The sequence below is a fragment of the Gemelliphila sp. 1F1 genome, from assembly GCF_056897515.1.
In genome coordinates this window covers 96,293-119,368 of sequence record NZ_JBXHBE010000005.1, presented here as the reverse complement: position 1 = coordinate 119,368, position 23,076 = coordinate 96,293, and the positions used below count along the sequence as shown (strand labels likewise).

30 protein-coding genes are annotated in these 23,076 nt (G+C 31.7%); 2 read left to right on the top strand and 28 right to left on the bottom strand.

Features of this window, described 5'->3' with window-relative positions; genetic code table 11:
- Positions 1-348: 348 nt before the first annotated feature.
- Both AC1XWJ_RS06065 and AC1XWJ_RS06060 read left to right on the top strand, forming a co-directional pair.
- The gene (locus tag AC1XWJ_RS06065; protein ID WP_483334995.1) at positions 349-555 is read left to right on the top strand and encodes a hypothetical protein; all 207 of its coding nucleotides are present in this window, start codon (positions 349-351) and stop codon (positions 553-555) included.
- A complete protein-coding gene (locus tag AC1XWJ_RS06060; protein WP_483334994.1) occupies positions 555-1,064 on the top strand; it encodes a hypothetical protein in 510 nt (169 codons plus the stop codon). Before AC1XWJ_RS06065 ends, AC1XWJ_RS06060 begins: the two co-directional genes overlap by 1 nt.
- Before the next feature lie 203 nt (positions 1,065-1,267).
- Here the strand turns inward: AC1XWJ_RS06060 and AC1XWJ_RS06055 are convergent, their stop codons facing one another.
- The 28 genes from AC1XWJ_RS06055 to AC1XWJ_RS05920 all read right to left on the bottom strand — a co-directional run bounded on the left by AC1XWJ_RS06055 (position 1,268) and on the right by AC1XWJ_RS05920 (position 23,074).
- Entirely contained in the window at positions 1,268-1,957 is a 690-nt protein-coding gene (locus AC1XWJ_RS06055; RefSeq protein ID WP_483334993.1) for a CHAP domain-containing protein, read from the bottom strand.
- An 11-nt stretch (positions 1,958-1,968) separates the two neighbouring features.
- On the bottom strand, positions 1,969-2,220 hold the full coding sequence (locus AC1XWJ_RS06050; protein ID WP_483334992.1) for a phage holin family protein: 252 nt from the start codon (positions 2,218-2,220) through the stop codon (positions 1,969-1,971).
- Entirely contained in the window at positions 2,213-2,566 is a 354-nt protein-coding gene (locus AC1XWJ_RS06045; protein WP_483334991.1) for a hypothetical protein, read from the bottom strand. Before AC1XWJ_RS06045 ends, AC1XWJ_RS06050 begins: the two co-directional genes overlap by 8 nt.
- 3 nt (positions 2,567-2,569) lie before the next feature.
- The gene (locus AC1XWJ_RS06040; RefSeq protein ID WP_483334990.1) at positions 2,570-3,667 is read right to left on the bottom strand and encodes a hypothetical protein; all 1,098 of its coding nucleotides are present in this window, start codon (positions 3,665-3,667) and stop codon (positions 2,570-2,572) included.
- The gene (locus AC1XWJ_RS06035) at positions 3,667-3,909 is read right to left on the bottom strand and encodes a hypothetical protein (protein ID WP_483334989.1); all 243 of its coding nucleotides are present in this window, start codon (positions 3,907-3,909) and stop codon (positions 3,667-3,669) included. Before AC1XWJ_RS06035 ends, AC1XWJ_RS06040 begins: the two co-directional genes overlap by 1 nt.
- A gap of 1 nt (position 3,910) precedes the next feature.
- A complete protein-coding gene (locus tag AC1XWJ_RS06030) occupies positions 3,911-4,333 on the bottom strand; it encodes a DUF1617 family protein (protein WP_483334988.1) in 423 nt (140 codons plus the stop codon).
- A gap of 14 nt (positions 4,334-4,347) precedes the next feature.
- Positions 4,348-7,116: a phage tail spike protein gene (locus tag AC1XWJ_RS06025; protein ID WP_483334987.1), complete on the bottom strand. Its 2,769-nt coding sequence runs from the start codon at positions 7,114-7,116 to the stop codon at positions 4,348-4,350.
- Positions 7,113-7,841 (bottom strand): hypothetical protein, encoded by a 729-nt coding sequence (locus AC1XWJ_RS06020; RefSeq protein ID WP_483334986.1) that lies wholly within the window; start codon positions 7,839-7,841, stop codon positions 7,113-7,115. Before AC1XWJ_RS06020 ends, AC1XWJ_RS06025 begins: the two co-directional genes overlap by 4 nt.
- A complete protein-coding gene (locus AC1XWJ_RS06015; protein ID WP_483334985.1) occupies positions 7,838-11,404 on the bottom strand; it encodes a tape measure protein in 3,567 nt (1,188 codons plus the stop codon). The genes AC1XWJ_RS06020 and AC1XWJ_RS06015 overlap by 4 nt, the downstream gene beginning before the upstream one ends.
- 23 nt (positions 11,405-11,427) lie before the next feature.
- Positions 11,428-12,009: a Gp15 family bacteriophage protein gene (locus AC1XWJ_RS06010; RefSeq protein WP_483334984.1), complete on the bottom strand. Its 582-nt coding sequence runs from the start codon at positions 12,007-12,009 to the stop codon at positions 11,428-11,430.
- Position 12,010: 1 nt separating this feature from the next.
- Positions 12,011-12,370: a hypothetical protein gene (locus AC1XWJ_RS06005; protein WP_483334983.1), complete on the bottom strand. Its 360-nt coding sequence runs from the start codon at positions 12,368-12,370 to the stop codon at positions 12,011-12,013.
- 22 nt (positions 12,371-12,392) lie between these two features.
- A complete protein-coding gene (locus AC1XWJ_RS06000) occupies positions 12,393-12,842 on the bottom strand; it encodes a phage tail tube protein (RefSeq protein WP_483334982.1) in 450 nt (149 codons plus the stop codon).
- 15 nt (positions 12,843-12,857) lie between these two features.
- On the bottom strand, positions 12,858-13,250 hold the full coding sequence (locus AC1XWJ_RS05995) for a minor capsid protein (RefSeq protein ID WP_483334981.1): 393 nt from the start codon (positions 13,248-13,250) through the stop codon (positions 12,858-12,860).
- On the bottom strand, positions 13,247-13,594 hold the full coding sequence (locus tag AC1XWJ_RS05990) for a minor capsid protein (RefSeq protein ID WP_483334980.1): 348 nt from the start codon (positions 13,592-13,594) through the stop codon (positions 13,247-13,249). The genes AC1XWJ_RS05995 and AC1XWJ_RS05990 overlap by 4 nt, the downstream gene beginning before the upstream one ends.
- Positions 13,594-13,929, bottom strand: coding sequence for a putative minor capsid protein (locus tag AC1XWJ_RS05985; protein WP_483334979.1), 336 nt, complete (start codon positions 13,927-13,929; stop codon positions 13,594-13,596). Before AC1XWJ_RS05985 ends, AC1XWJ_RS05990 begins: the two co-directional genes overlap by 1 nt.
- Positions 13,919-14,314, bottom strand: coding sequence for a hypothetical protein (locus AC1XWJ_RS05980; RefSeq protein ID WP_483334978.1), 396 nt, complete (start codon positions 14,312-14,314; stop codon positions 13,919-13,921). The genes AC1XWJ_RS05985 and AC1XWJ_RS05980 overlap by 11 nt, the downstream gene beginning before the upstream one ends.
- A gap of 30 nt (positions 14,315-14,344) precedes the next feature.
- The gene (locus AC1XWJ_RS05975) at positions 14,345-14,533 is read right to left on the bottom strand and encodes a hypothetical protein (RefSeq protein ID WP_483334977.1); all 189 of its coding nucleotides are present in this window, start codon (positions 14,531-14,533) and stop codon (positions 14,345-14,347) included.
- Between the two features lie 10 nt (positions 14,534-14,543).
- Positions 14,544-15,419, bottom strand: a complete 876-nt coding sequence (locus AC1XWJ_RS05970) for a phage capsid protein (RefSeq protein WP_483334976.1) — start codon at positions 15,417-15,419, stop codon at positions 14,544-14,546.
- Between the two features lie 14 nt (positions 15,420-15,433).
- Entirely contained in the window at positions 15,434-15,997 is a 564-nt protein-coding gene (locus tag AC1XWJ_RS05965; RefSeq protein WP_483334975.1) for a phage scaffolding protein, read from the bottom strand.
- 173 nt (positions 15,998-16,170) lie between these two features.
- Positions 16,171-16,347 carry a hypothetical protein gene (locus AC1XWJ_RS05960; protein ID WP_483334974.1) on the bottom strand — a complete coding sequence of 59 codons (177 nt, stop codon included), beginning with the start codon at positions 16,345-16,347 and terminating at the stop codon, positions 16,171-16,173.
- Positions 16,338-18,164 carry a phage minor capsid protein gene (locus AC1XWJ_RS05955; protein ID WP_483334973.1) on the bottom strand — a complete coding sequence of 609 codons (1,827 nt, stop codon included), beginning with the start codon at positions 18,162-18,164 and terminating at the stop codon, positions 16,338-16,340. The genes AC1XWJ_RS05960 and AC1XWJ_RS05955 overlap by 10 nt, the downstream gene beginning before the upstream one ends.
- 2 nt (positions 18,165-18,166) lie before the next feature.
- On the bottom strand, positions 18,167-19,612 hold the full coding sequence (locus AC1XWJ_RS05950; protein WP_483334972.1) for a phage portal protein: 1,446 nt from the start codon (positions 19,610-19,612) through the stop codon (positions 18,167-18,169).
- 53 nt (positions 19,613-19,665) lie between these two features.
- On the bottom strand, positions 19,666-20,973 hold the full coding sequence (locus tag AC1XWJ_RS05945; RefSeq protein WP_483334971.1) for a PBSX family phage terminase large subunit: 1,308 nt from the start codon (positions 20,971-20,973) through the stop codon (positions 19,666-19,668).
- Entirely contained in the window at positions 20,966-21,388 is a 423-nt protein-coding gene (locus tag AC1XWJ_RS05940; protein WP_483334970.1) for a terminase small subunit, read from the bottom strand. The genes AC1XWJ_RS05945 and AC1XWJ_RS05940 overlap by 8 nt, the downstream gene beginning before the upstream one ends.
- 213 nt (positions 21,389-21,601) lie before the next feature.
- Positions 21,602-22,036 carry a hypothetical protein gene (locus AC1XWJ_RS05935; RefSeq protein WP_483334969.1) on the bottom strand — a complete coding sequence of 145 codons (435 nt, stop codon included), beginning with the start codon at positions 22,034-22,036 and terminating at the stop codon, positions 21,602-21,604.
- Complete coding sequence (locus AC1XWJ_RS05930) at positions 22,036-22,290, bottom strand: hypothetical protein (protein ID WP_483334968.1); 255 nt, start codon at positions 22,288-22,290, stop codon at positions 22,036-22,038. Before AC1XWJ_RS05930 ends, AC1XWJ_RS05935 begins: the two co-directional genes overlap by 1 nt.
- A 23-nt stretch (positions 22,291-22,313) precedes the next feature.
- Positions 22,314-22,895: a class I SAM-dependent methyltransferase gene (locus AC1XWJ_RS05925; RefSeq protein ID WP_483334967.1), complete on the bottom strand. Its 582-nt coding sequence runs from the start codon at positions 22,893-22,895 to the stop codon at positions 22,314-22,316.
- Positions 22,892-23,074 carry a hypothetical protein gene (locus AC1XWJ_RS05920; protein WP_483334966.1) on the bottom strand — a complete coding sequence of 61 codons (183 nt, stop codon included), beginning with the start codon at positions 23,072-23,074 and terminating at the stop codon, positions 22,892-22,894. Before AC1XWJ_RS05920 ends, AC1XWJ_RS05925 begins: the two co-directional genes overlap by 4 nt.
- Positions 23,075-23,076 lie beyond the last annotated feature (2 nt).

Sequence of the window (23,076 nt, the reverse complement as noted above, 5' to 3'; positions counted from 1 at the left end):
AACATTTTAAAAAAAATTTAAAAAACTATTGACTTTATAACTCATATGAGTTATAATATAAATATAAGGAGGTGAGGAGATAGTGGTTGAAAAAGAAAAAAGCTTAAAAATAAAAGAAATAACCTTGACATTAAATTTCTTATTTTTTAAGCTAAAAATCAAAATAGTGGGGGATGTATAACTCTCCTCCTATAACCATTATAGCAACGATGAAAAAAAAATTCAAGATTTTTAGTAAAACTATACAAATTTCAATAGAAAAAACCACTAAAAAAGAATTACTTTTATCTGCATTAGGATATTTAATATTGATAATAGTAATTTATTATTTGTGCACAAGGAGGTAAAATGAAAGAAACAATTACCAAATTAATTAATAGTGAGATAACAGCGTACCAAATTTCCAAAAATACAGGTATATCAGTAAACAATATACGTGCGATGAAGAAAGGTACAAGAAAAGTTGGGAATCTCACACTAGATACAGCAGAGAAATTGTACAAATATGCGAAACTGCTCGAAGAAAATAAAAATTATTTAAAGGGGAAAAAATAATGAAAGTATCAGATTTATTTAAAATTAAAGGTATAGACGAAGAACTGTTTATTAGAAATAATAAATTAGATAAGCCGTCGTTTTATAGAATTAAGGAGAACCTAACAGATACTGATTTTGGGACTGTAAGCAAACTAATCAAAATTGCTAAAAGCTTTGACGATAAAATTTATGCTATTAACAACAAATTGTATTTGAACGGAAATGAAATTAAAGAGTTTGAAGATGCAAATTTAACCGCAGAAGAAATGTATAACGAGCTGGATGTTACTTATAGTGTAGTAGCGTTAGTTGATGCAACGCAACAGGGTAGCGTGGATTACGCAACGGTAGAAGTCGAATTTGAAATAGAAGAAAATTTGACAGCAACGCACAGTATTGAAATCGAAATAAACAACAAAAGAATTGATTTTGAAGATTGGAAATCTTACAAAGAAGAAATCATGGAGTTAGTTTACGAAAGTTTAAATAACGACGATACATATATTTATGACGAATTGTTTATATAAAAAATAAGAGTAGCAATAAAGCTACTCTTTAACTTTGCCCGCTTGGGCGTCTTTTCAGACAATTTACATAAATGTTTATTTTAACTCAACCACAAGGGTCGCTAAAACAATGATATTCATCGTATATAATATAGTATATATTAACCCCTTTATTTTGTCAATAAAAAAAGGGAGTAACAAATCGTTACTCCCTTAAAAATTAATTATCTAAAATGACCAAAGTCCATTTGATTTTTATTATCTACAAATTTTCCAGTTGCAACATAACGTCTATTACCGCTTCCCCCAATATAACTTATCCATACATAGCCGTTTGCTATTGTATAGCTATCATAGTTTATTACATCACCTTTCTTATAAGTTGCAACAACTTTACTATTTAAACTAGGTTCTTCTCTTACATTTAAGTCCTCTACTTCAACTGTAAAATGCCAACTTTCTGGAACTCTAGTCCAATTTCTATTATTTGTAGAATCAACAGTATATGGTGGTCTTATAATAGCTGCAACTAATGTGTCATATCTATTTATTACTCTAGCAGGTCCACCCCTAGTTAATGCATCAGCATTGCCATCTACATTTTGCTCAACGCAAGTAAGTAAATTGCCATTAACTGCGGTACATATTCCTATATGACCCCATGGTAAAGTCATGTTCCATACAATTATATCTCCAGGTTGAATTTGAACTTGACCTTTTTTATATCTTTTAAATCCTGCAGGCAATGCATTACTTACATAATTTATTGCATTTCCATTAACTCTCCCTTTCCAAAGTTCTCCTACATAGCCCATTATCAAATCTACACATTGAGAGCCATAATATCCGTCCCAATCTACTCTTCCACCTACTTTACTTTTAACCCAATTAATTGCTTGTGTTTGTGTTACCATAATTTTACCTCCTATTTTCTTAAATCATTGACACCCTTAGCTACTGAGTGGACACCTGTTGACATCCATCCACTCACTAGTCCAGTAATAATTACCTGAAATGATAGTTCTTGTTTAAGCCCAATACAAAAAATAATTCCAATAAATCCTAAAACTATTGGGATTAAATTATTTTTAATCGGCGTGCTATCTTTGATAATTTTACCAACTAATAGGCAAAATGCTACAATTTCTAAATTAATATATGCTTGTAAATTATCCATTTTTCTTCTCCTTAATTTCTAATTTTTTAAACTGCAAAAATAAATCATCAACTACTGAATTGCCACCTAAACTCTTATAAGCATTGTACATTAACACAATTTCTTCTTTATGTTTAAAAGATGTATACCCTATATGGATATCGTACGACATATTTTTTATTAGACGGTAGCGAAGTATTGCTTTTGTACCTTCAGCAGTTGCTTCAATTTTTATACCCATTTCTTTTAATTCTGAAAGTATATCATCATTTTTTTTGTTTTTCTTTTGCAACCAATAATTTAATATTGGTAATAAAAGAGGAACTGCAACTCCCGTGCTAATCCCTACTACCCATGCATCAGTCATACTCTACCCCCTAATTCCCCAAATTTTTAAATTTGATAAAATTACTTCGTTGTAACACCCAATGTATATATTATTAAAATCTTCTGTTTTGCTAAAGGAGATAACCTCTCTCACTTTATCAAAAACATTAGGTACAAATGCATCATTGCTTTCAAATGTAATTTGACCTTGTTCCAATAATCTAACTGTACTACCTTTTAGATATTCAACATCAAAAGTTGCACATAATTCGCTAATCTCAGACAAGTCAGGTACATTAATATTAATATAAGTATTGTCATTGCTAAATCTAATCTCAGTATTATGCTCGTAAATACACTCACGATTTGCGTCAAATTTAATCTCAGACACACCAGATTCAACTCTCTGTACCAGTGAATCAAGCTCTGCTTGAGAACGGATATTACACAAAATGGCGTCGTTATGAATTGTCATAAACTCCATAATTTGTCCATATGATATTTTTGATTCGTCGAGAGCCTTAAGCATTTTTAACATTTCTTCATAATTCGCAAAATCTAACTTAGATATATTTATATTTTGCTCCAAATCATAAACTTCTTCTTCCAACAAAGCGTTTATTTTTTTGGATAAATTTTGCCTTAAATCATCCACTGACACACCTTTAGACTTTAAGCTGTGGACAATTATTTTAGGCAATTCTTCGTAATTAATCTTAGAATAAGTATCAACTACTTTTTCTATATTATCTGTATCGATATCAAAATAAGAATTCTTTTCTTCTTTTTCGAATTGTTTTTCGAATTTAGAACTTTGATTAACAACTATCTTGAATTTATTGTTGCTTGGAAAGATATACCCCCCTGCGTGGATTTCTAAGTAATACTTGCCTACTGGTAGTCTTTCTAATATTTTAAATTCAACTGCCCCGTCTTCTACAACGGATTGTCGGTTGTAAAAGACTTCTGACGTTTGACTATCACATAACACAACAGTTGCTTTTTCTCCATTAATATCAGATACAGAATTGTTACGTTCATCCAATAAATTAAATTTAAAATTACTACCAAAGTCTCCAGATTTTATTACTTGACCGCCGTCAACTTGTTTAATGTTAGTACTATTGATTAATTTTGCCATTATACTTCTTCTCCTAACTCGCTTAAAATACTATCTTCTAGCTCATATCTCTTTTCCCTAAACTCTTTTTCTTGCGATCTCATTTCTTTTCGATTTGCAGAATAAAGTTCAGGACGTGAGATATATTCACTATAAGTTGATATCCCCTTATCATCAACGTTAACAGTAGCTGTCTTTACTATCTCATCTCCTATTTTAAAATTACCTATTAATTGTGTTGATTTTTTAATTTCTAATGCCATTTTATTTCTCCTCCTGTTGTACTTCAAATTGGTCTAATATATCATCAATTACTGATATGTACTGCACTTCAATGTTACCTTCATAATTTTGTAATGCTACAAAAAAATCAGTAAATCTATTGGAATATTCCCCACCAGTTATTACCACTTCTTCATTTAGTAATTCAGTAATATCACTATTAAATTGTTCTTTTTTGCCATCTTTAATAACATATTCGTCATTAACAACAACAAACTCCCCATTTTCTTTTACCAAATATTCATCAAATATGGTCTTTTTAAATTCTGTAAAATCACTGTACTTTTCTTCTAATTTCTTTAAAAATTTAACCCTACCACGATTTGCTTTCATAGTAGAGATAGTTAGTGAATATATACCGCTGTGTAATGTTTCTAAATCTTTATTTTTTATTTTTATTTGCATTTTTGTCTCCTTTACTACAAATTTAAAAGTTCCCAATCATAAGATTTCGCAGTGGACTTAACGTCGTGAAGTTGTTTTATGTTATCTCTAAAACTTTTTAAAACGTCATATAGGTTAATTCCACTAAACCTTGTAGTATCAATATAAATACCGTTTCTCTCGTTATAACCACCTTTTATGGTGATTGTATCTGCTACAACATCGATTTGGTCTAACAACCCTCCAGCTTGAGTTGCACTATTTCTAAAAACTTTAATTCCAGCAAAATATGGAACGTCACTTCTAAAATTACCCCCAGAATTTACCCCAAGAACCGCAGCTGCTCCGCCTTTTTCTGCATCATTAAAATTCAAAAACGCTCTTGAAGTACCGTTTTGGTAATGTAAGGTATTTCCTGAACTGTAAAACCTAATACTAGCGCTACCACTATACTCAGTTTCTCCCGTCAACATATTAATAGTCATATTGCCATTCCTAGCCCTTAACAATCCAGTTGTAATTCTAGTTGCATCAATATCAATGGCTTTTAACTTATTGATAAAAGCCTGTCTCGCAAACAGACTGTTAGTCAACAAATCATTAACCATCAACTTATTAATCATTGCTTGGTCTACTTTCAAATGGTTGGATGTAATAGCGTCTGTTTGAATAAGAGATGACGTTATACTTCCCGTTTGAATATGACTAGTAGTTACACTATTGAATTTCAACTGATCTCCTGTGATTGAACCATTTTCAATTACAATCGCATTAGTTTTAGGAATTATCTCAAGATTAGAAATAAACGCTGAATTTCCAGTTCCTGTCACATTCATATGGAATTGTATTGATTGTATTTGTTTGTCAGAAGTTATAACAAATGTACCAGTTAGTATTGCGCCTATACCGAAATTTTTATAGCGGCTACTCCATCTTTTAGTACCGTCAGTATGTGTAATATAGGCGTCAATGAAAAATGGATTGCCTGATACAATTCCTGATCCTACATATCCTTTAATTAAAAATTCTCTTGCTTCACCTGTATATACAATAGATATTGCTGCGTTATTGGCGTGCGATGTGTTTCTAAATTCAGACTTAACCAAATTCATATTGGCTGATGTTATTATCATCTTATCGGTAAGTATGCTAACAGCTTCTGGCTTAACGCTAATTAAACTAGCAAGTTTATTGCCGTCAACTACCTTACCTGCCCCTAGTAATATACCGTCAGCAGTAACATCAACATCTGCCTTTTTTAGTGTATCATTATCTAATGATGATACTGAACTTCTAAGGCCGTTCAAATCTTCACTCAGCATAACTACTCTACGTAATCCGTTATCTGCAATACCTTTGATTATTGCGACTTGTCCGTCAATAGTCTGTTTGTAGTCTGCAATAGTATTATGAGTTGCTGACAATAAATCTCGCTTAGTCGCATCTAAATTAGCATTAAAATTTTCAGTAATACTTGAAATATTATTTCGAATTTCAGTTGATAGAGTATTTTCTATTTCAGTTTTCAACTTATGAGCATTTTCTTCATTTTTTGCCTTGAGTTGTTCAATGCCGTTCTTAATACTAGTCTCTAATTCCTTAGATTTTTCTTTAAACTTACGATCATAAATTAAATGCTGTTCTTCTGCTTGACGATCTATTTGAGCAGATATAGAATTGTAAAATCTTTTTACTTGATTATCTACTTCTTCAAATCTATTTCCAAGAATAGTATCAGTTAACCCTGTTCTAGTATCTCCTATTTCGATTTCATGATTCTCATCTAAGATAACATCCCAGACAATTTTAGAAACTTTAGCAGTTTCATTCATTATTCCTAATTCTTCAAAATAAACCTTTGCGGTATCGCACAAATCTATCTCTTCTAAAGAATTATTGTCAAATATACCTTTTACTTTAGATAAATCTTGATATTTTATCTTTAAACTTACCTTAGGAACTCCAACACTGTTGTTCCTAATATATTTAATAGCTTCATTTCTAAGTTGATCTACTGTTTTAATGTTCTCATCACTAGAAAAATCTATTTTTAACACTCTAGGACTTTGAAATAAGTTCACATGCTCACTATGAACAAAATATTCTGGAAGTGTTATAAGAGTTTCATTATCTCCATCTAATAATTTTTTAAACGGATATATAGAGGTATATGTTTCTAAAATACTTTTCTCTTGTTCTAAATCAATCAAGTTTCGTCCATATGCGATTATTATGGAGCTATCTCTACCCATTTGTTTATGGAGTTTTATATCTAAATTATCAAACTCATATTCACCGCCCCATACATCTAAGATAGAACCTTTAGTACCTCCTAATGCTTCTCTTGCATTTTCAATATTTTCTATATCCCAAGTAGTCGAGTTATAAGTTGTGATGTCAGACCATACACTAAATTCTGTTTTATCAATAAGCAAATTACTACGCCACATCTCTAATGCAGAATATGCGCTACCTGAAGCTGTTACATTCGGCTTTATTGCATTCATAGTTGTTTTCACTTGTGATATATGTTTTGCATATACACTTATTGATTTATTTTTCTTTTTAGTTATTTGAGAGATAATAAACCTTTGATTTTTGCTCCTGTAGCCAGTATCAACTTTTAAAATTAGTCCCTCTTTAATAAGATTGACATCTTTTCCATTAATGGGATAATCCATTTCAAGAATATATATACCATTACGCTCTTTAGTAACTAAACACTTTGTCGCGTCTGATAAAACAGACATTCCTAAATGTTCAAAATTTGTTTCGTTTTGAGCATATAAAATAGGATAACTCACACTATCGCCTCCCATCTAGGTATTATTTCAACTTTAAAATCTGCATTGTTCCAATTAATTAAGTTTGTTCCAGGTTTTAAAATAGGGAAAGGATATGAATAAACTTTATCATATTGTGGCTCTTTATTATCATAGTGAGCGCTTTGTGTCTCACAATCTAGTACAATATGACCTTGTACCCCTTTCAACTTAAATATTTGCGTTCCTATTATTAGGGTAACATCACCCGAACCTATCAACTTAATAATAGGTTTACTAGCTCTATTCTCAGGGTTATTCAACACCTGACCTTTAGTAATTGATATCTTTTGAAATCCTGATTTTAAGTATTTAATCGGGTGCACTTTAAAATTTAATATACATCTCTTACGAGCGTTTATACTACCTTCAACAGAAAAAGTTTCATAAAACAAAGCTTTATAAAGATACTCCTCATCCCAACTTAATTCAAAATCTTTCCAAGAAGGATTTCCTAATAATAACCAATTTTGAATAGTTGAGATAAGATTTTGAGCAGTGCTGTTGTTTGTTTGATAAAGCACAAAGGGGAACTTCATATCAACTAACGATAACCTTTTATTATCTTTAATTTTTGCACCGTCTACACCGTCTATTTCAATTAAATCTAAAGAGTGTTCAGGAGAATTGAAGGATATATCATCAATCAATCTCAACCCTAAGTCTTTTGAAGTAATCCCATTATATTTTATGAATTTAGTTATCATGACAATCTATCCCCCTCTTCTTTTATTAAGAATTTAATTTGTTCGTATATGTCTCTAATATCTTGATCTCCATTATTTTCAAAATTTTCAATATGTAATAATGCCTCATAATTATTAGTTTTATTGTTTGTTACATTATTATTGCTAGATTGCATTGTTGGTACGGCATAATTTTTTCCTAAATTCAGTACGTTTTCCGCCCTATATTTAACGCCTTTAATGAAATCTAAGCTATTTTCTACCACATGCGCATTTTTATCAATACCCATAGCAATACCTTCCGGAATATACCTACCTACGCTATTAGCAAATAATCTTGACGGTGAATGGATTTGAGCTTTCGCTCTCATAGCTCGTTCTACTTCGGCTACAATAGCATTTGCAGCAGCTCTTACCGAACCAACTGCACTCCACATACCACTAGCCACTCCATTTGATATTTGTGCTCCTATATTTTGCATAATACTAGGGGCAGACTCTCCTATTCTCCTAATAGCATTAAAAATATTTTCAGTGGCATTTCTAACACTACCTTCTCCATTTCTAAGTCCGTCAACTATAGATTGAACTACTTCTCTACCTGCTCTTCTTCCTTCTTCAATCATCTTATTAGCTGATTGTTGCAAGGTTGAAGTTATTGAATTACAAATATTTTGTATTGTACTTAAAGCACTGGACATACTTGAATTTATTGTACTAGCCATAGTAGATATTGTATTAGCCGTAGAATTTGCACTTGAAGATATTGAGTCAAAAGAACTCGCTAATGATGAAGCAACCCCTATCAATGAATTAATCACAGATGTTACTGATGATAGATTACCTGATAAAGCAAGTAGTTGCGAACTAAACATTGATACACCAGAAGCAACTGTTATCGCAATAGAACTTATGCTATTCAAAGCCGCATTAAACGTAAATATTAAAGCATTAGCGCCTACAAGTCCTCCTAAGGATGTCATAACTCCCGAAACAAATGTAGACATAGAAGTAGCTACACTAGATAAACTTGTAGGTAAACTATCTATAGCTGTTTTAAAAGTACTTAATATATTAGGTAGTGTTTGTAAAGATCCTTGAGCTATTTGGCTGGCTTGAGCAACTCCCATAAATCCTTGACCGAACGTAACCATAGAATTACCAAGTAGCGATAAACTGCCTGCATGATATGTTAAATCTCCAATCGCTGCACCTAGACTTACTAGAGTTGCTACCATATCCCCAAGATTTAAATTAGTCAATTTTTCTATACCTTCGGCAAATAATTTAAATCCATATCCTGCATCATACGCAGCATCACCTATCGATTGGAATATATTAGCTACACCGTCAAGGACATTCTTTATTGCTTCTCCTATAGAGTCAATAATTCCTGATACACCTTCGCATACAGTTTTTACTGCATTACCAAATTTTTCAAAGGCAGTACCTAGACCCTCTAGGACTGTTTTTACTGCTGTACCCACAGATTCTATTACTGAACCTACTCCTTCAAGCACTGACTTAATAGCATTACCTACGGACTCAACTACCGACGCTACACCCTGTAATGCTGACTGTATTGCAGACCCTACAGATTGTACTACACTACCTACACCTTCTAATGCTAAGCGAACTCCGTTTCCAAAACCTTCAAATGTGGATCCTAATCCTTCAAGAACAGATTGAATAGCAGCGCCAACTGATTCTATAACTACACCTATACCTTCAAGTACTGTTTTAATAGAAGTACCCACATCTATGATTAATCCACCTAGCGCACCAATAACGTTGACTACTATATCGCCAAATGTACTCAGCGCTTGTATAAGCAATGGCAATACCGCTACGGCAAATTCAGTTATCGAGCCTATAATTTGACTTATTACATCACCTAAAGCATATAATATTTCACTTACCCCTTCGCTTTGAGTTGCAAGCAACGCTAATCCTGCAGCTGCTATAGCTATACCTGCTCCTAGCGCAAGCCAAGTAGGTGGCGGTACCATTGCTATTGCCATTCCTAAACCTCTAAAAGCTGTGGCAAGTCCAGTTCCTATACCTTTTGCTGCTATACTTATTCCTTGCCCTAAACCTTTAAAAACAGTGGCTATACTACGCCCTAAACTTTGTAATAATCTTCCTGTAGCACTTGCCACTCTTGATATCACACTGCTTATTCCACTAAACACCCTACTAATAAGCGAGCCAACTTTACTAAAAACTGCTCCCAACTTACTTGCATTTTTAATCGGCTTATCAGTAGGTACATCTAGAGTAGGTAATTTAAGAGACTTTTTAGGAATTTTCTTAAATGCGGATGTGAAACCTTTAATGGCTCCTGTAGCCATTGTTACAATTTTATACCCTTTAAATGCTAACCAAATAGCAGTTATACCTCTAATCACAAATGGTTGCAATAGGGCACCTGATAGTTTATTCAAGCCTCTGACTAACTGTAAAATTAATTTAGATATATCACCTGCAATATGTCCAATATCTTTTAACGAACCACTTTCTTTTGCAGCATCAAGCACTTTTTTTATGTTATCTTTTATCTCTTTGATTAAATTACTAAAAGTATCTAACGCTCCTGTTTCTTTAAATCCGTCAATAAAATCTTTTGCTACGTTATGCGCTTTTACTAATATTTCCCAAACACCTCTTACTGCAGATAGTATATTTTCAAAAACTTTATCAATATCAATACTATTTAAGAAATTACCTAATCTTTCAGCAAGTCCGTCTACGTCAATTTTTTCAAATGCATCCGCTATTTTAGTGATAACTTTAATGCCGAACACATTAAATTTTTCAAAAGCACCTTGTAATTTTACTGCTATTGTTTCTCTAAGACCATCTACTGCTTGATCTATTGTTTTAAATTCAGTAGCCATTTTTGAGAAAGCTTCCGAATTACCTACTTTTTTAATTGCGTTAAAGAAATCTTCAGTAGCTACTTCTCCATCTTGAACTCTTGCAACTAGGGTTTGCATATCCATTCCCATTTCTTGCGCAACAGCACTCATTGCTGCAGGTGCTTGTTCTAACATCAGCTTGAAATCTTGCCATGCTACTTTCGGTTTAGCTGCCATTTGAGTAGCTTGAACACTTAATGTTTTCATCGCTTGAGCTGGATTTTCTGCAGAAGCAGCTAATCCACCAAAACCTGTTACTAATTTGTCTACTTCACTTACACCTACTGCAGCTAATTGTGAGTAGGTAGAAGCCATATCAGATGCAGAATAGATAGTTTGAGTAGCATAATCTTGCATTGCTTTTTTAGCTACTCCTATCTCCTCTTCGCTTTTACCCAACATTCGCATATTACCTTCAAAAGTCTTCCAAGCTTTAGCGCTATTATTTACTTCCGAAGCTAAATCTTTAACGCTATTAGTTATGTTTCGAACTGTTCCAATTATAGCATTACTAACTAAATTAGCTCCTAAAACACTTTTAAAAGTACTGCCTACTTTTTCACCGGCACCTTTTAAGTTTTGTAGATTTTGTTTAAGACCATTAATACCTTGCTTCGCTTTATCCGCAGTCCAGTCCACTGAAATTTTTACTTTACCTTGAGCCATAATTTACCTCCTTTCTTTAATATTTAAGGTAGTTTATAAACCTCTTGTAATTTGCGCATAGCACTTTTGTATTCAGAACTATCTCCTTTTGACGGTTTCCAGCTCCTAATTTCTAGTACTTCTCTAAATTTAGTATTTTTAGGAAGTCCGTTTAATAATGCGTTAAATTTTTGCCAGTGTAACTTTCCTTGTTCTTCGATTAAATCAATATTATAGGCTTGAAAAAAAGACGAAAATATATAATCACTATCATATTTAATGTTATATATTTCGTCTTCTTCATCTTCATCACCTTTTTTACGATCTAATTTAGGAATAATATTACCCATTAAATCATATTCCACTACATAGTCCGCTGGCGTTTTTATTTTGATATGCTCGTCGAATATAGCTTCACTTATCTCTACGACATCTTCAACAGAATAATCTTTAAAACTTTCTCCTGTCAACATACCTAATGCTAGATACGGTTTTATATACGATTCAATATCTCCGTCTTGCCACATTTCTAAAAGCCTTAATACATTGTCAAAAGATAAGTTAAGAGGATATCTCTTATCTGAAATAATTAATTCATCTTTTAATTTTCTAGTTAAATCAATCATATTACTTATCTAAGTATTTCAAAAACTTATCCTCACTGTTTCGTTCAGCAAATTCATTGATTATACCTAAAATAGTCTGCAATAAGTAATTAGCCGTAGCTAACGTTGATTGCCCTGAAAATTCATAAACTTTATCAAATGTATCTAAATCAAATAACTCTGTCCAATATTTCTTAGAAAATTCATTTAAACTTATTAACGCTGACTCATCATCAGAATCTTGAATTTTAGATACCTCTGTTTCAAAAGTTTTTTGAATTCTTTGAAGTTTTTTTATGCTATCATCATTTGCGTTATATTCTAAAGTAAAACTTCCAAAATCTATAGGAATTATATTAGCGTATTTTTTAATTACTACCATGTTTATTCTCCTTTAAATATTTTTAAGCTACCGGTGATTCTTTAGGTAAAGTATTCCACTTAATTGTGCATTCAAAACCTTCGTACTCTCCTGCATCACCATCACCTGCTTTTATACCTGTTACTGTAGCTACACCAGTCCATTGTTTTTTACCGTCTGATGATACTACTTTAAACCAAACTTTTCTATCATCACCAGTTCTATATTTTTTACCAGCTATTAATTTTTGAGCATCATCTTCAGGATCGTACTGACCTTCAAAGGCATACCCTGCTGCAACACTTACGATTGTTGTTTCTGGAGTTCCATCTCCATCATAAAAAGCATCATCATTTGTATTCTCATCTGTCTCATCATTTACAGTTTTTATATATTTTGCTAATAACTTATAATCACTAGCTGTTGGCTCTGTGTTGTTATCCGTCCAATCTGCTACATAATGTTTTCTCAATGCGTTTTTTAATCTTGCCATTTGTTTACATCTCCTTTAATTTGTTTCTAATTTTGCAGTTACTACCAAAGTGTAAATAAAATAATCTTGTTCATCTTTACCATTTATAGAAGGCTTATCTACAGTTAGATCTAAAAATTTATAACTACCATTGATACTCGGTAAATCTATATCAAATTCAGATAGTGCAGTATTGATTTGCCATATTATATTGCTAGCTTTTTGATTATATTTACTTTTTACAGCTATTTCAAAAGGCAAACTTACTTCTTTAGTACCATCCATATATATTAGGTCTACTTTCCCCCCTGGGATAGCATTTACAACTAAATCATTATCTGGAGTAAAGTAATCCATTCTTGCAGTTATTGGTAAATCTAGGCTATTAATATACTTTAATAACACTATTTGGAAATCATTATTAATCATAATCCTAATCCTTTCTTAGCTACTTCTGCCCACTGTTCAGAGTATCTACTTTGTGCTTTTTCATCCCAACGCTTACCAGTACCGCTTGTTGTATATTTTCTAAACCTAACAATTCCATTAGTACCGTAAAAATGAGCTCTAGCATATACCGTAGTATATACAACTCCTATATCTCCACTGCTTTGTACATGACCGCTAGCTCTCAAAGTCCCGTGTCTCATAGGCACAAATTTATCCATATCGATAAGCATTTGATTAGCCACTGCGATTTTAGCTTTTTTTTCGTTTTCAGCAGTAAGTAATTTTTCAATTTCACTTATGTCTATTTGAACTGATACACTCATTAGATTACCTCCAATTCAATTGAGAATAGTTGCCCATTAAGTTTATTCACGGAATATCCTTGCACTTTGTATTCTCCATATTCATCAGTTACCTTAGCACCTATCCAGGAATCATCTATGACAATTTCTGTGATTTTAGGATATATGAATATCGTACCAACTTTATTCTTTAAAGTATTCTTGCCTAAATTTTGATTGTTTCTTATTTGAGTAGTTCTGTCAAACCTTACATTATTCAAAGTAATAGGAGCGGAATGTTTTCTATCACCCCACTCATCTTTACTTTCTACTAATTCTACTTTTACAGAATCAGTTAATAATCTTTTATCTATCATACGCTACCCCCGAGTAACTGAAACCTATTGAATTCAATAAATTTATAGTATCTACACACAGATTATATTTTGTACCACTAGTATTACTATTTTGGTGATTATTATAATCTATTTTAGTTCTTCCTATTGATAAACTCGACATACTAACTTTATCATCAGATGTTAGAACTCCACTTCTATTTAGGTAGTCCACTTGGTACGCAACTGCTAATTTAAATATATCTTTTTTAAATTTTATTTCACTTTTAAAATCTCTATATTTATAATAATTTTTAGTGTATAGATTAACGTTGAGTTCCGCTATTTTACAAAGCTTATCAAACTCTTCATCATCTATTTCATCAAACATCTCTAAATTTTCGAAATCACTTGATGTTAAATACATAATATCCCTCCTTGTCAAAAGGCAAGGATATTACTCACTCGCCTTAGTTTTTCGAGTAGTTTTTTTCTCAACTACTAATTCTACTGTAGTTTGATTTGTATAACTCATATTTCTATTGATTTCTTCTGCTCTATCTTCGGAAATATCAATGATATCTCCAACACTACAAGCATTCCCTGTATATTTGTCAGTAAATTCCTGTAATACTTTATACTTCATTTTAACCTCCCTAAGCTATGTTCCCTGTAACTTTAACAATAGCTTTTTTATTGTCTTCTAAAACATATGTACCACCTTTAGCTGCCGCTTGGAATATCACTCCGTCAAAGTCAATTGCTTCGATTGTACGCGCAGTTTGAATACCAACAAAAGGTATTACTATGTTGTCTGGCGAAAATATAGCAACTACACCATTATCGAAATACTGGTCTGGAGTTACTTCTAATTTAACATTTTTATATTTAGCTAGTCCGTTATTATCAATTGACACGCTAGATCCTTTTGCGCTAGTATTAGCTGCCATATCTATAATAGCATTATAAACATCTGCTTTGACATAAGCTGTAATAGAAGCGTTTATCTCTGTATTTGTAACATAAGTATTTATTTTATTAAATAGAGTTCTTATACTCGCTTCTGTTAAATCCGCCAATGCTTCTGTTTTACCTGCATTAGTAGATAAGAATTTCCCAATTTCTCTATTCATCCTACGTGTTTGAGCCTCTGATTGTAACTTCATACGGTCAGCAATTGCTGCATTTAAATTATTATTAACAGTATATCTGTCAATACCTTCATGAATTGCCAATGTGTAGTCGTAATCAACATGTGTATCTTGATAGATTACTTCTGTTAAGTTTCCAAAACGGCTTGAATTTGAAGTTCCTGTACCAAATGCAGTATTAGCATTAGTGTTATATTCTCCTATAACTACTGGAGTTGCGTTAGTTTTAACAAAAAAGGCTTTTGCATTATTTTCCACTCCATCTAGTACCTGAATAGGAGCTAGAACTCCTGAGAATGCTTTTTTAACATCAAATACCGTTGAAAGCATTTGTCTATACTGTGATTGATATTGTCTTACTGGTAAATTTTGATTTGTCATTATTATTTTTCTCCTTACTTGTAATTATTTATAATGTCTTGGAATGGATCATTATCATTAGATCCCGTTCCTTCTGGATTACCCCCAACTGTAATAATTGGTTGAGTATTTTGCTCATTTTCAAATAAAAATGGCTTTTCTTCTTTTAATTGATTGATAGTATCTTCCAATTTAGGATTTCCTTTATCATCTAGTTCAATACTATCTATATCAATCAATTTCATTAGAACATCACTGTCATGTGCTTTGGTATCTTTCAACGCTAACGCTATAGCATTACATTTTTGAAGAGTTGCCAACTTATTATCACTATCAGTCTTGTAGTTGGCGAACTCTTCTTGTAAATCAGCTAATGCTTTTTTAGCATCTTCACTATCTTTATTAGCACTTAACAATTCTGCTACTTTAGTTTCTTGAGCTTCTAGTCGCTCTTTTAGAGTTGTATTTTCGGCTTCTAATTCTTGCTTGGTTTGTGTTTTAGCATTTTCAATCCCTGCACCGTACGCTTGCATAATGTTATCTAAAACACCTTTATTCTCTATACCTGCCTCAATTAACATCTCTCGTTTTAAACTCATATTGTTTCTCCTTGTTTTACGTCCGGTAGACATCATTTAACAGTTTTACGCCTTGTTTTAGGGCATAATAAAAAGACCTTTTAACGTCATGTCTAGGACAAAAGAAATATAAAAAGCCAATCAAAACTAACTGATTGACTTTATCTTTTATTTAATTTAAAACTTAAATATTCTTAACTTTCATAACCTATTTTTTCTTTTATTGATTCAAACTCTAAAATGATTTCATTAGGAGCATCATCTTTAAAAATAACAACAGGTTTATTTCCAACTATGACCTCTTTCACATAAGGCATAATATTATTACAAAATATTAGAATTTCATTAGATGGGCGTGCCATTACTTCCATTTTAATACTCCTTTCACTTTATTTAATAATTCCTTGTCCTCTAGTTTATTATCCAGAACAGCAACATCTGCTACTAATTCATTTATATTCCCTTTATGATAAGCAATTAAAGCATTATTGCTAATTCTATGTAAATATAATGGATCTTGTGATACCTGCATATTTACGTAAGAAACAAGTCGTTCATCTAAAACTTTTTTAGCTTTTTCAATGCTATTATATCTTTTTTTCTTAGATTTGTAAAGCCGTTTGGCAGAGTCCCAATGTTTCTTATGTGCCAGTTCGTGAGTTAACACGTCTTTGAAGTTTTCGGCTGCAAAAAATCTGTCTGATAATAAATCTTCAACTACCTCATAGGAATTAAGAGCATTGCTAACATAAAGTACATCTTGCTTATAGTTATATCCAGCAAAACCTTTTAATTTATTTTCGTCAACTACTACTATTCTAGGGACATTATTAAAATAATCCAAATCAGCTTTTAATAACTCCAAAGTACCTCGGTATTTCTTATTTCTACCTTGTACCCAAATATCATATGATGTGCCTTGAACTTTTTTAGCGCTAAATCTAACCCTTTCTCCTTCGGCATTTTTAGTTGAAAATTCTTTTGATTTTGCCATTAAATCTAGATTGTAATTTTTCATATATTTATTATATATCTTATTATTATCTTTTACAAATCTTTTATTATTAAAATGATTTCTTTCTCTTGCATAATCTCTGTATAAGAAAGGATTATCTTCTATAAGCTTTTTTAGTCCACCTTTTAAATTTTTTAACCTAAGAGTATGTTTTTGTATAAGCTCTTTATCTTCTAGAGCTTTTGCTAAATATATCTTCTCTTTCGACTTTCTTATTTCTCTTTCAAAAGCCCTTTGCCTCGCTTGTGCTTTAGCATTGTTTAATAGGTCTTCATCAGTTAGTTTAGCTAAATGCTCAGGTAAATCAGGTTTCTTATTTACACCTACTACAAAAGGAGTTAAGTAGTGTCCACAGTTAATACCAAGACACCCGGCAGGAGTTCCGTATCCATAATCTGATAGACTATAAACAGTTTCTCCGTTTATTTTTCTTGTTATCCCTTTGGTAACTATCCTGTGTTGAATAGGCAAGCACATTTCCCTAGCTGCTGCTTTAAATGAGTAATAAAAAGTGTCTATACCTAAATCTTCTGCAGATTGCTCTCTAATCTCTCTAAACACTCGTCTAGTTGTAGTATTAATTACGGTTCTTATATAGCTGTCAGCACGCCAATTACGACCTGCTTTATCTCTAAAGCCAATAAATCCATTTTCAAAACTTTGCATTATAGCTTCTGATATAGCTTTATCTTGTGATTTTGTACCAGCTATAACATTTGCGGATATCTGCTCAACAATGCGTTTATACAAAGATTGCACACTATTAGGTAAAGTAGTATTTAAAAGATTATTAATATCAAACATAGTTTGGTCTACTAAAGCATTTAATGATTGTTGGACTTTATAATTGATTTCTTGTTCTATCCCTAAATCATTTTGTAATTGCTCATGAAGATCTTTATACATTTTAAATCCTTCGTTAGCAATAACATCTCTAAATATATCTTCTGCAATACCAGAACGTTTAGCAATTAATTTCACGTTATCTTCTGTAAGCAAATGCATATCGTTTAATTTTTCTAATTGCCAAATATACGGATTATCAATCAGGTCTTGATTGCCTCGAGCTTTTAATCTTTTTATCATATTCTCAAATAGTTCTACCACTAACTGATCGTATATATTAACAACTTCTTTTGCTTTTAAAAAGTATTTACCGTCATTATTTTTCAATATTAATCATCTCCGTATATATCTTGGTCAGTGTTATCTAAAATAGGTTGTTGTTCTTCTTTTATTTTATTTAACATTTCAAAAGCTTCTGATTCTGTAATGCCTAGAATTTTTTCAATAGCATAATGCTTACTAACAATTCCGCTAGCTAACGCTTTAGTCCAATATTCCAGTTCAACATTTCTGTCAGTAAACACCCCGTCATCAAGATTTACGCTTATTTCGTCTAATTCAGGAATATTACCATAATATATATTGACTGCTTTACCTAATTCACAAATACTAACTACTAATTCTTTTATACTATGTTCTACAAGTGATGCTAAACTGTTACGCATTTGATATGTATCACTATTCTCGCTAACTATCTCTGTTGCGGTTTTCATTGATTTACCATCAAAGCTAAACATCCCACTAGATACACCTATTTGCATTTCAAATAAACTTAAGCCTTTATTTATAGACTTGACATAATCATCAGCCCTTATAGGAGTAGTTAAATCCGTAATTTTTTGTGAGTCCATATCTCCAGTAGTTATCTGGACAAATACATTCTGGTCAGTTTCAAATCTAGGTTTTAAAACTACCTCGCCATTTAATTTATGAACATTCAAAGCTGTTAGATTTTCTGGAACGGCCACCCTGCGTTGCCCCATTCTAATTTCCCACATAAATTCATCAAAAGTTCTATTTATAAAATCTATTGTGGTTTTTGCATTGTCATAAATACTCAAACCCAACGGACTATTAATATCTTTATTATTCATACCTGCAGGTTTTAAATACGTAAATAGCGGTCGACTTAACCCTCTTATAACTACATTCTCTTCTAAATCGTCATACAAATCAGTTAATAGCGTTCTAGTTCCAATTGTTTCTGAATTGCTAGAAACATATAACTCGTTTGTAATTATATAATTATCTCCTTGCCATTCATGAAATTCAATTAGCGTGTAGTATTTATTATTTCTACCTTCACTCTTAACAGTCTTAGTAACTATTGCCGCATTAGATACATCTTGAGTATTGCTTTGCAAAGGGAAAAATACTGGTGCTTGGATAAATGCAATCTTAATCTCTTTACCATTAAAGTAAGGTCGCATAGCTATTCCACCCAGCGCTAAACAACTTTCTAAATATCTTTCAAAATTCTTATTAAAATTATCATTTAACAATATGTTATTAATAAATTCGTTAGTAACAGTATCATCTACCACTATTTCCGCTTGTTCGTTATAAATTAAACTTGCAATCTTTTTACACGCCGTTTTTGCGATAGGTAGATGATTAAATTTTCTGCTTCTAGTATCACCCATTGAATTTAAGAATTGTATATCTTTAAACGTACTGTTAAAGTATTTTAAATTATCTAAAATTCTATTGTACTCATCTTTTGTAACAGGTATTTTAGGGTGATCTAAAATGTTAGTTAAATTATCGCTTGTCATAGCGTATCTACTCCTTTTAAAAAAATTCTTAATTATCTCTATTACTCTCATCTTTACACCTTTAATCCTAATAGACTAGCGTTATCTAGCACAAAATATTTAAAAGCATCAACAGTATGATCGTCCTCTTTTACAACTTTAGGCTCGGATGTATTCAAAGACTTCTCGTCATATCTGTACGTTTTATGTTCTTCAATAAATATTTTATTGTTGTCTATATCTAAATAATAAAAAACACCTTTAGCTAGTAAAGATGTAACCATATCTATCATAGTTTGATTTTTTCTTTTTGCAACAGGATGCCACCTTACACCATAATCATAAAAATATTGATTACGCAATGCACCCTCTGCACTATCAATGGTCTTTTTTAAGGTTGGCTTTTGATATTTTTTAGTATTACTTAATACAAAATTACGTATATCCGTAGATAACTCGCTAGGTGCTTTCTTTCTAGCTTTATTACTAGGGTCATAATACAGGGTATCTAACAATATTGCTTTCTTTCTAGCTGTTATTGCTATACACAGACAAGCTGTAGCACTTTGTTGGTGCCCTGTATCAAGCGCATAACATAAACCTAGTATCTTATCATCTTCAGGCAACTCGGTAATTTTCTTGAAAGTATTAATATTATAAACATTGTTACCAAAACCTACCGGCTCTCCTAAATAAATATAACGGTAATAGTCAAAATCCGTTGTCTTAATGCGCTCAATATCCGCTAGCATCTGTTCGGTTACAAATCCTAATTCATCATCTAAATAACTTGACTCATGAACTAAGTAATTATCATCATCTTTTACAAGTTCCACCCACTCATTTATCCAATTATAAGGGTTTCTAGGAGGGTTATAACTCCAATAAAATTTTACAAAATCTACTAAGTTATGCTTCTGTCTCATAAAAGTAATATTCGTTTGGTCAAATTCTTCGTAGCTATCAAATTCTGCAGCTTCCTCATACCAAACAGCTATTATGTTATTTATATCATTAGATTTTAATTTTTGGAAATCGTCTTGACCGTAAAAATATATAGAGGATCCCGTTACTAAGTCGGTTATTTTGAACGGACTTACTGTTGACTTAAATCTATTTGATAAACCTATCGTATTAATAGCCCATTGCATTTTATTATAAACACTATCTCGAATAGTATTAGCAACCTTTCTAATTACTACAATATTCGCTTTCTCTGTTTTATTCAAAAAAGGTACTAAATCATAAATAAGTTTTAATGCAATAACTGAACTTTTAAATGAGTTACGTCCGCCTTTTAATACATTATATGGTCTATCAGTCAACCAAACACTTTTAAAATTAGGGTTGATATTTTTCTGAACATCAAATATTTTAACCATCTATCCACCTATCAACAATCTGTATATCATTATTTGAACTAGATGCTGGATTACCTGAACTTAATATCTTATCAAGTAAAGCGGCTGCTTTTATCCGATCTTTAGCACTTACATCAATATCAATAATAGATTGATACCCTTCACCCTCTCCCCTAAGAATTTGTTCTGTTTGTTCTCCTCTCATTACAGATGTTAAATACTGCAGTACTTCGTCTTGAGTTGCAGTTTTTTCGGATTCTAACTTTTTGAGTCGTTCTGCTATATAGTTTTTTATATCAAGTTTTTTCAAGTTTTGCTCGCCTATTCTGCCAGCTGTTTTCTTACTATATCCAGCCTTTATCGCAGCAGCCGTAGCATTCCCACAGATGATGTACTCATCTGCAAAACGTTGTTGCTTTAACGTCAATTTATTCAATTTTCCACCACCTACTTTCTCTATTTTTGCATTAAAAAAGACAACCTCTCGGTTGCCTCAAAACTAAATTATTTAATAAAAAGGATACTTTTATGAAAAATGTAGCAATGTGTTTAATTTCTACATGATACCATTATATCATAGACCCCTATGTAATTGTATGTATCGTTATGTAAAAACGTGTAAAGTTATGTAAAAATCTGTAAATAAATGCTAAATACGTATCATATCAATACCTCTTGCATGTATCTTATTCAAACTATCTCTTCCACGGCCGAATAAGTGCTCTATTTCTCTCCAATCTTTACAGTTCAAATAGTAATACTGTAAAAGTAGTTTACATTCATAATCTACTACTGTATCAATAAGCTCTTTTACTTCTTTTTTAGCTGATATTAACTTATTATTATCTTCTTGAATTTTATTTTCTAACAAAACAATATCTTCAACTACTTCAAAATCCCTACCTTTTACTCTATTTAAAGATTTTGATTCTTTACTAAAATAATTAGTCCCTCGAACACTTTCAGATATAAGCCTTAATTTCTTCAACTCTTCATTATTTGACTCAATTAAACCATTAATGTATCTAGCTTTTTTCAACTTTTGTCTTTTTCTATTTCTATCTTTTTGCAAATTATAACCCATTATTTGTCCTCCTTTGCGTGTTCTGCATAAACTTTTTTCATAAGCTCTTCTCCACCTAATAAATGCAATTTTTCAATGTGTTTAGTGTTGATGTCATCCCTAAAGCGTAACAATCTAATTTCCATTTTTAATCTCTCATTTTCGTTTTTTAATTCATCCACAGTAGTTTGTAAATTTATACCTATAATAAAAAGGACTACTAGTAATGTACTTAATAATACGATCATAAATAAAGCAACATCATCTCGTTTCACTTATTCCACTCCTCTCCTAATTTTTATATTAAAAATCTCACAATAGGCTCGCCTGTATAACCTTTTTCAAAAACATACCAGGCAAAACACATTGCACTTGACCAAGGTTTTCCTTGCTCATTTACTCGCTCGCCATTTCTCATAGGACTTACTCTTTTACTATGAACATATACATATCTTAAAGGTGTTTCACTAAATAATTTAGCTCTATTCTCTGTTTCTAAAAATTGAATTTTAGCAAACATTACAACTTCTTTTGTCGCAATTTCCAAAGCTTTCTTAATAAAATCTACAGCTATTTTGAAAGGCGGATTAGTAATTACAGTTTCCACTTTGTCAAATCTATCTTTCAAAAAATCTACTCCTCCAATCCCATATCCTCTATCGACTAAATCTGTTGATATAATATTTGCGTTTGGGAAATGTTCTTTTAATACTTCTGAGATATGACCTTGTCCACAAGCAGGTTCTAATATTGAATTAGTCCCTTTCAATTTATGGTTTTTTAAAAACAATCTAGTTGCATTTTCTGGTGTCGCATAAAAGTCATATTCAACTCTTTCTCTGATACCTTTACCGCCAGTTATTACCGCATGATTCTTCAATCCTCCATCCTCCTCAAATCATTCTTAATCTTATTAAGCATTCTTAGATGCTCTTGCTTAAATTTGTAATTAGGATAAGTTCTGTTTCTTATGTTATCCTTTAACTCATCTAATATTGAATTAGTGTATATATTCTGATGCTTAACATTATCAGTAGGTCTTGCTTGTCCTAAGTACATTT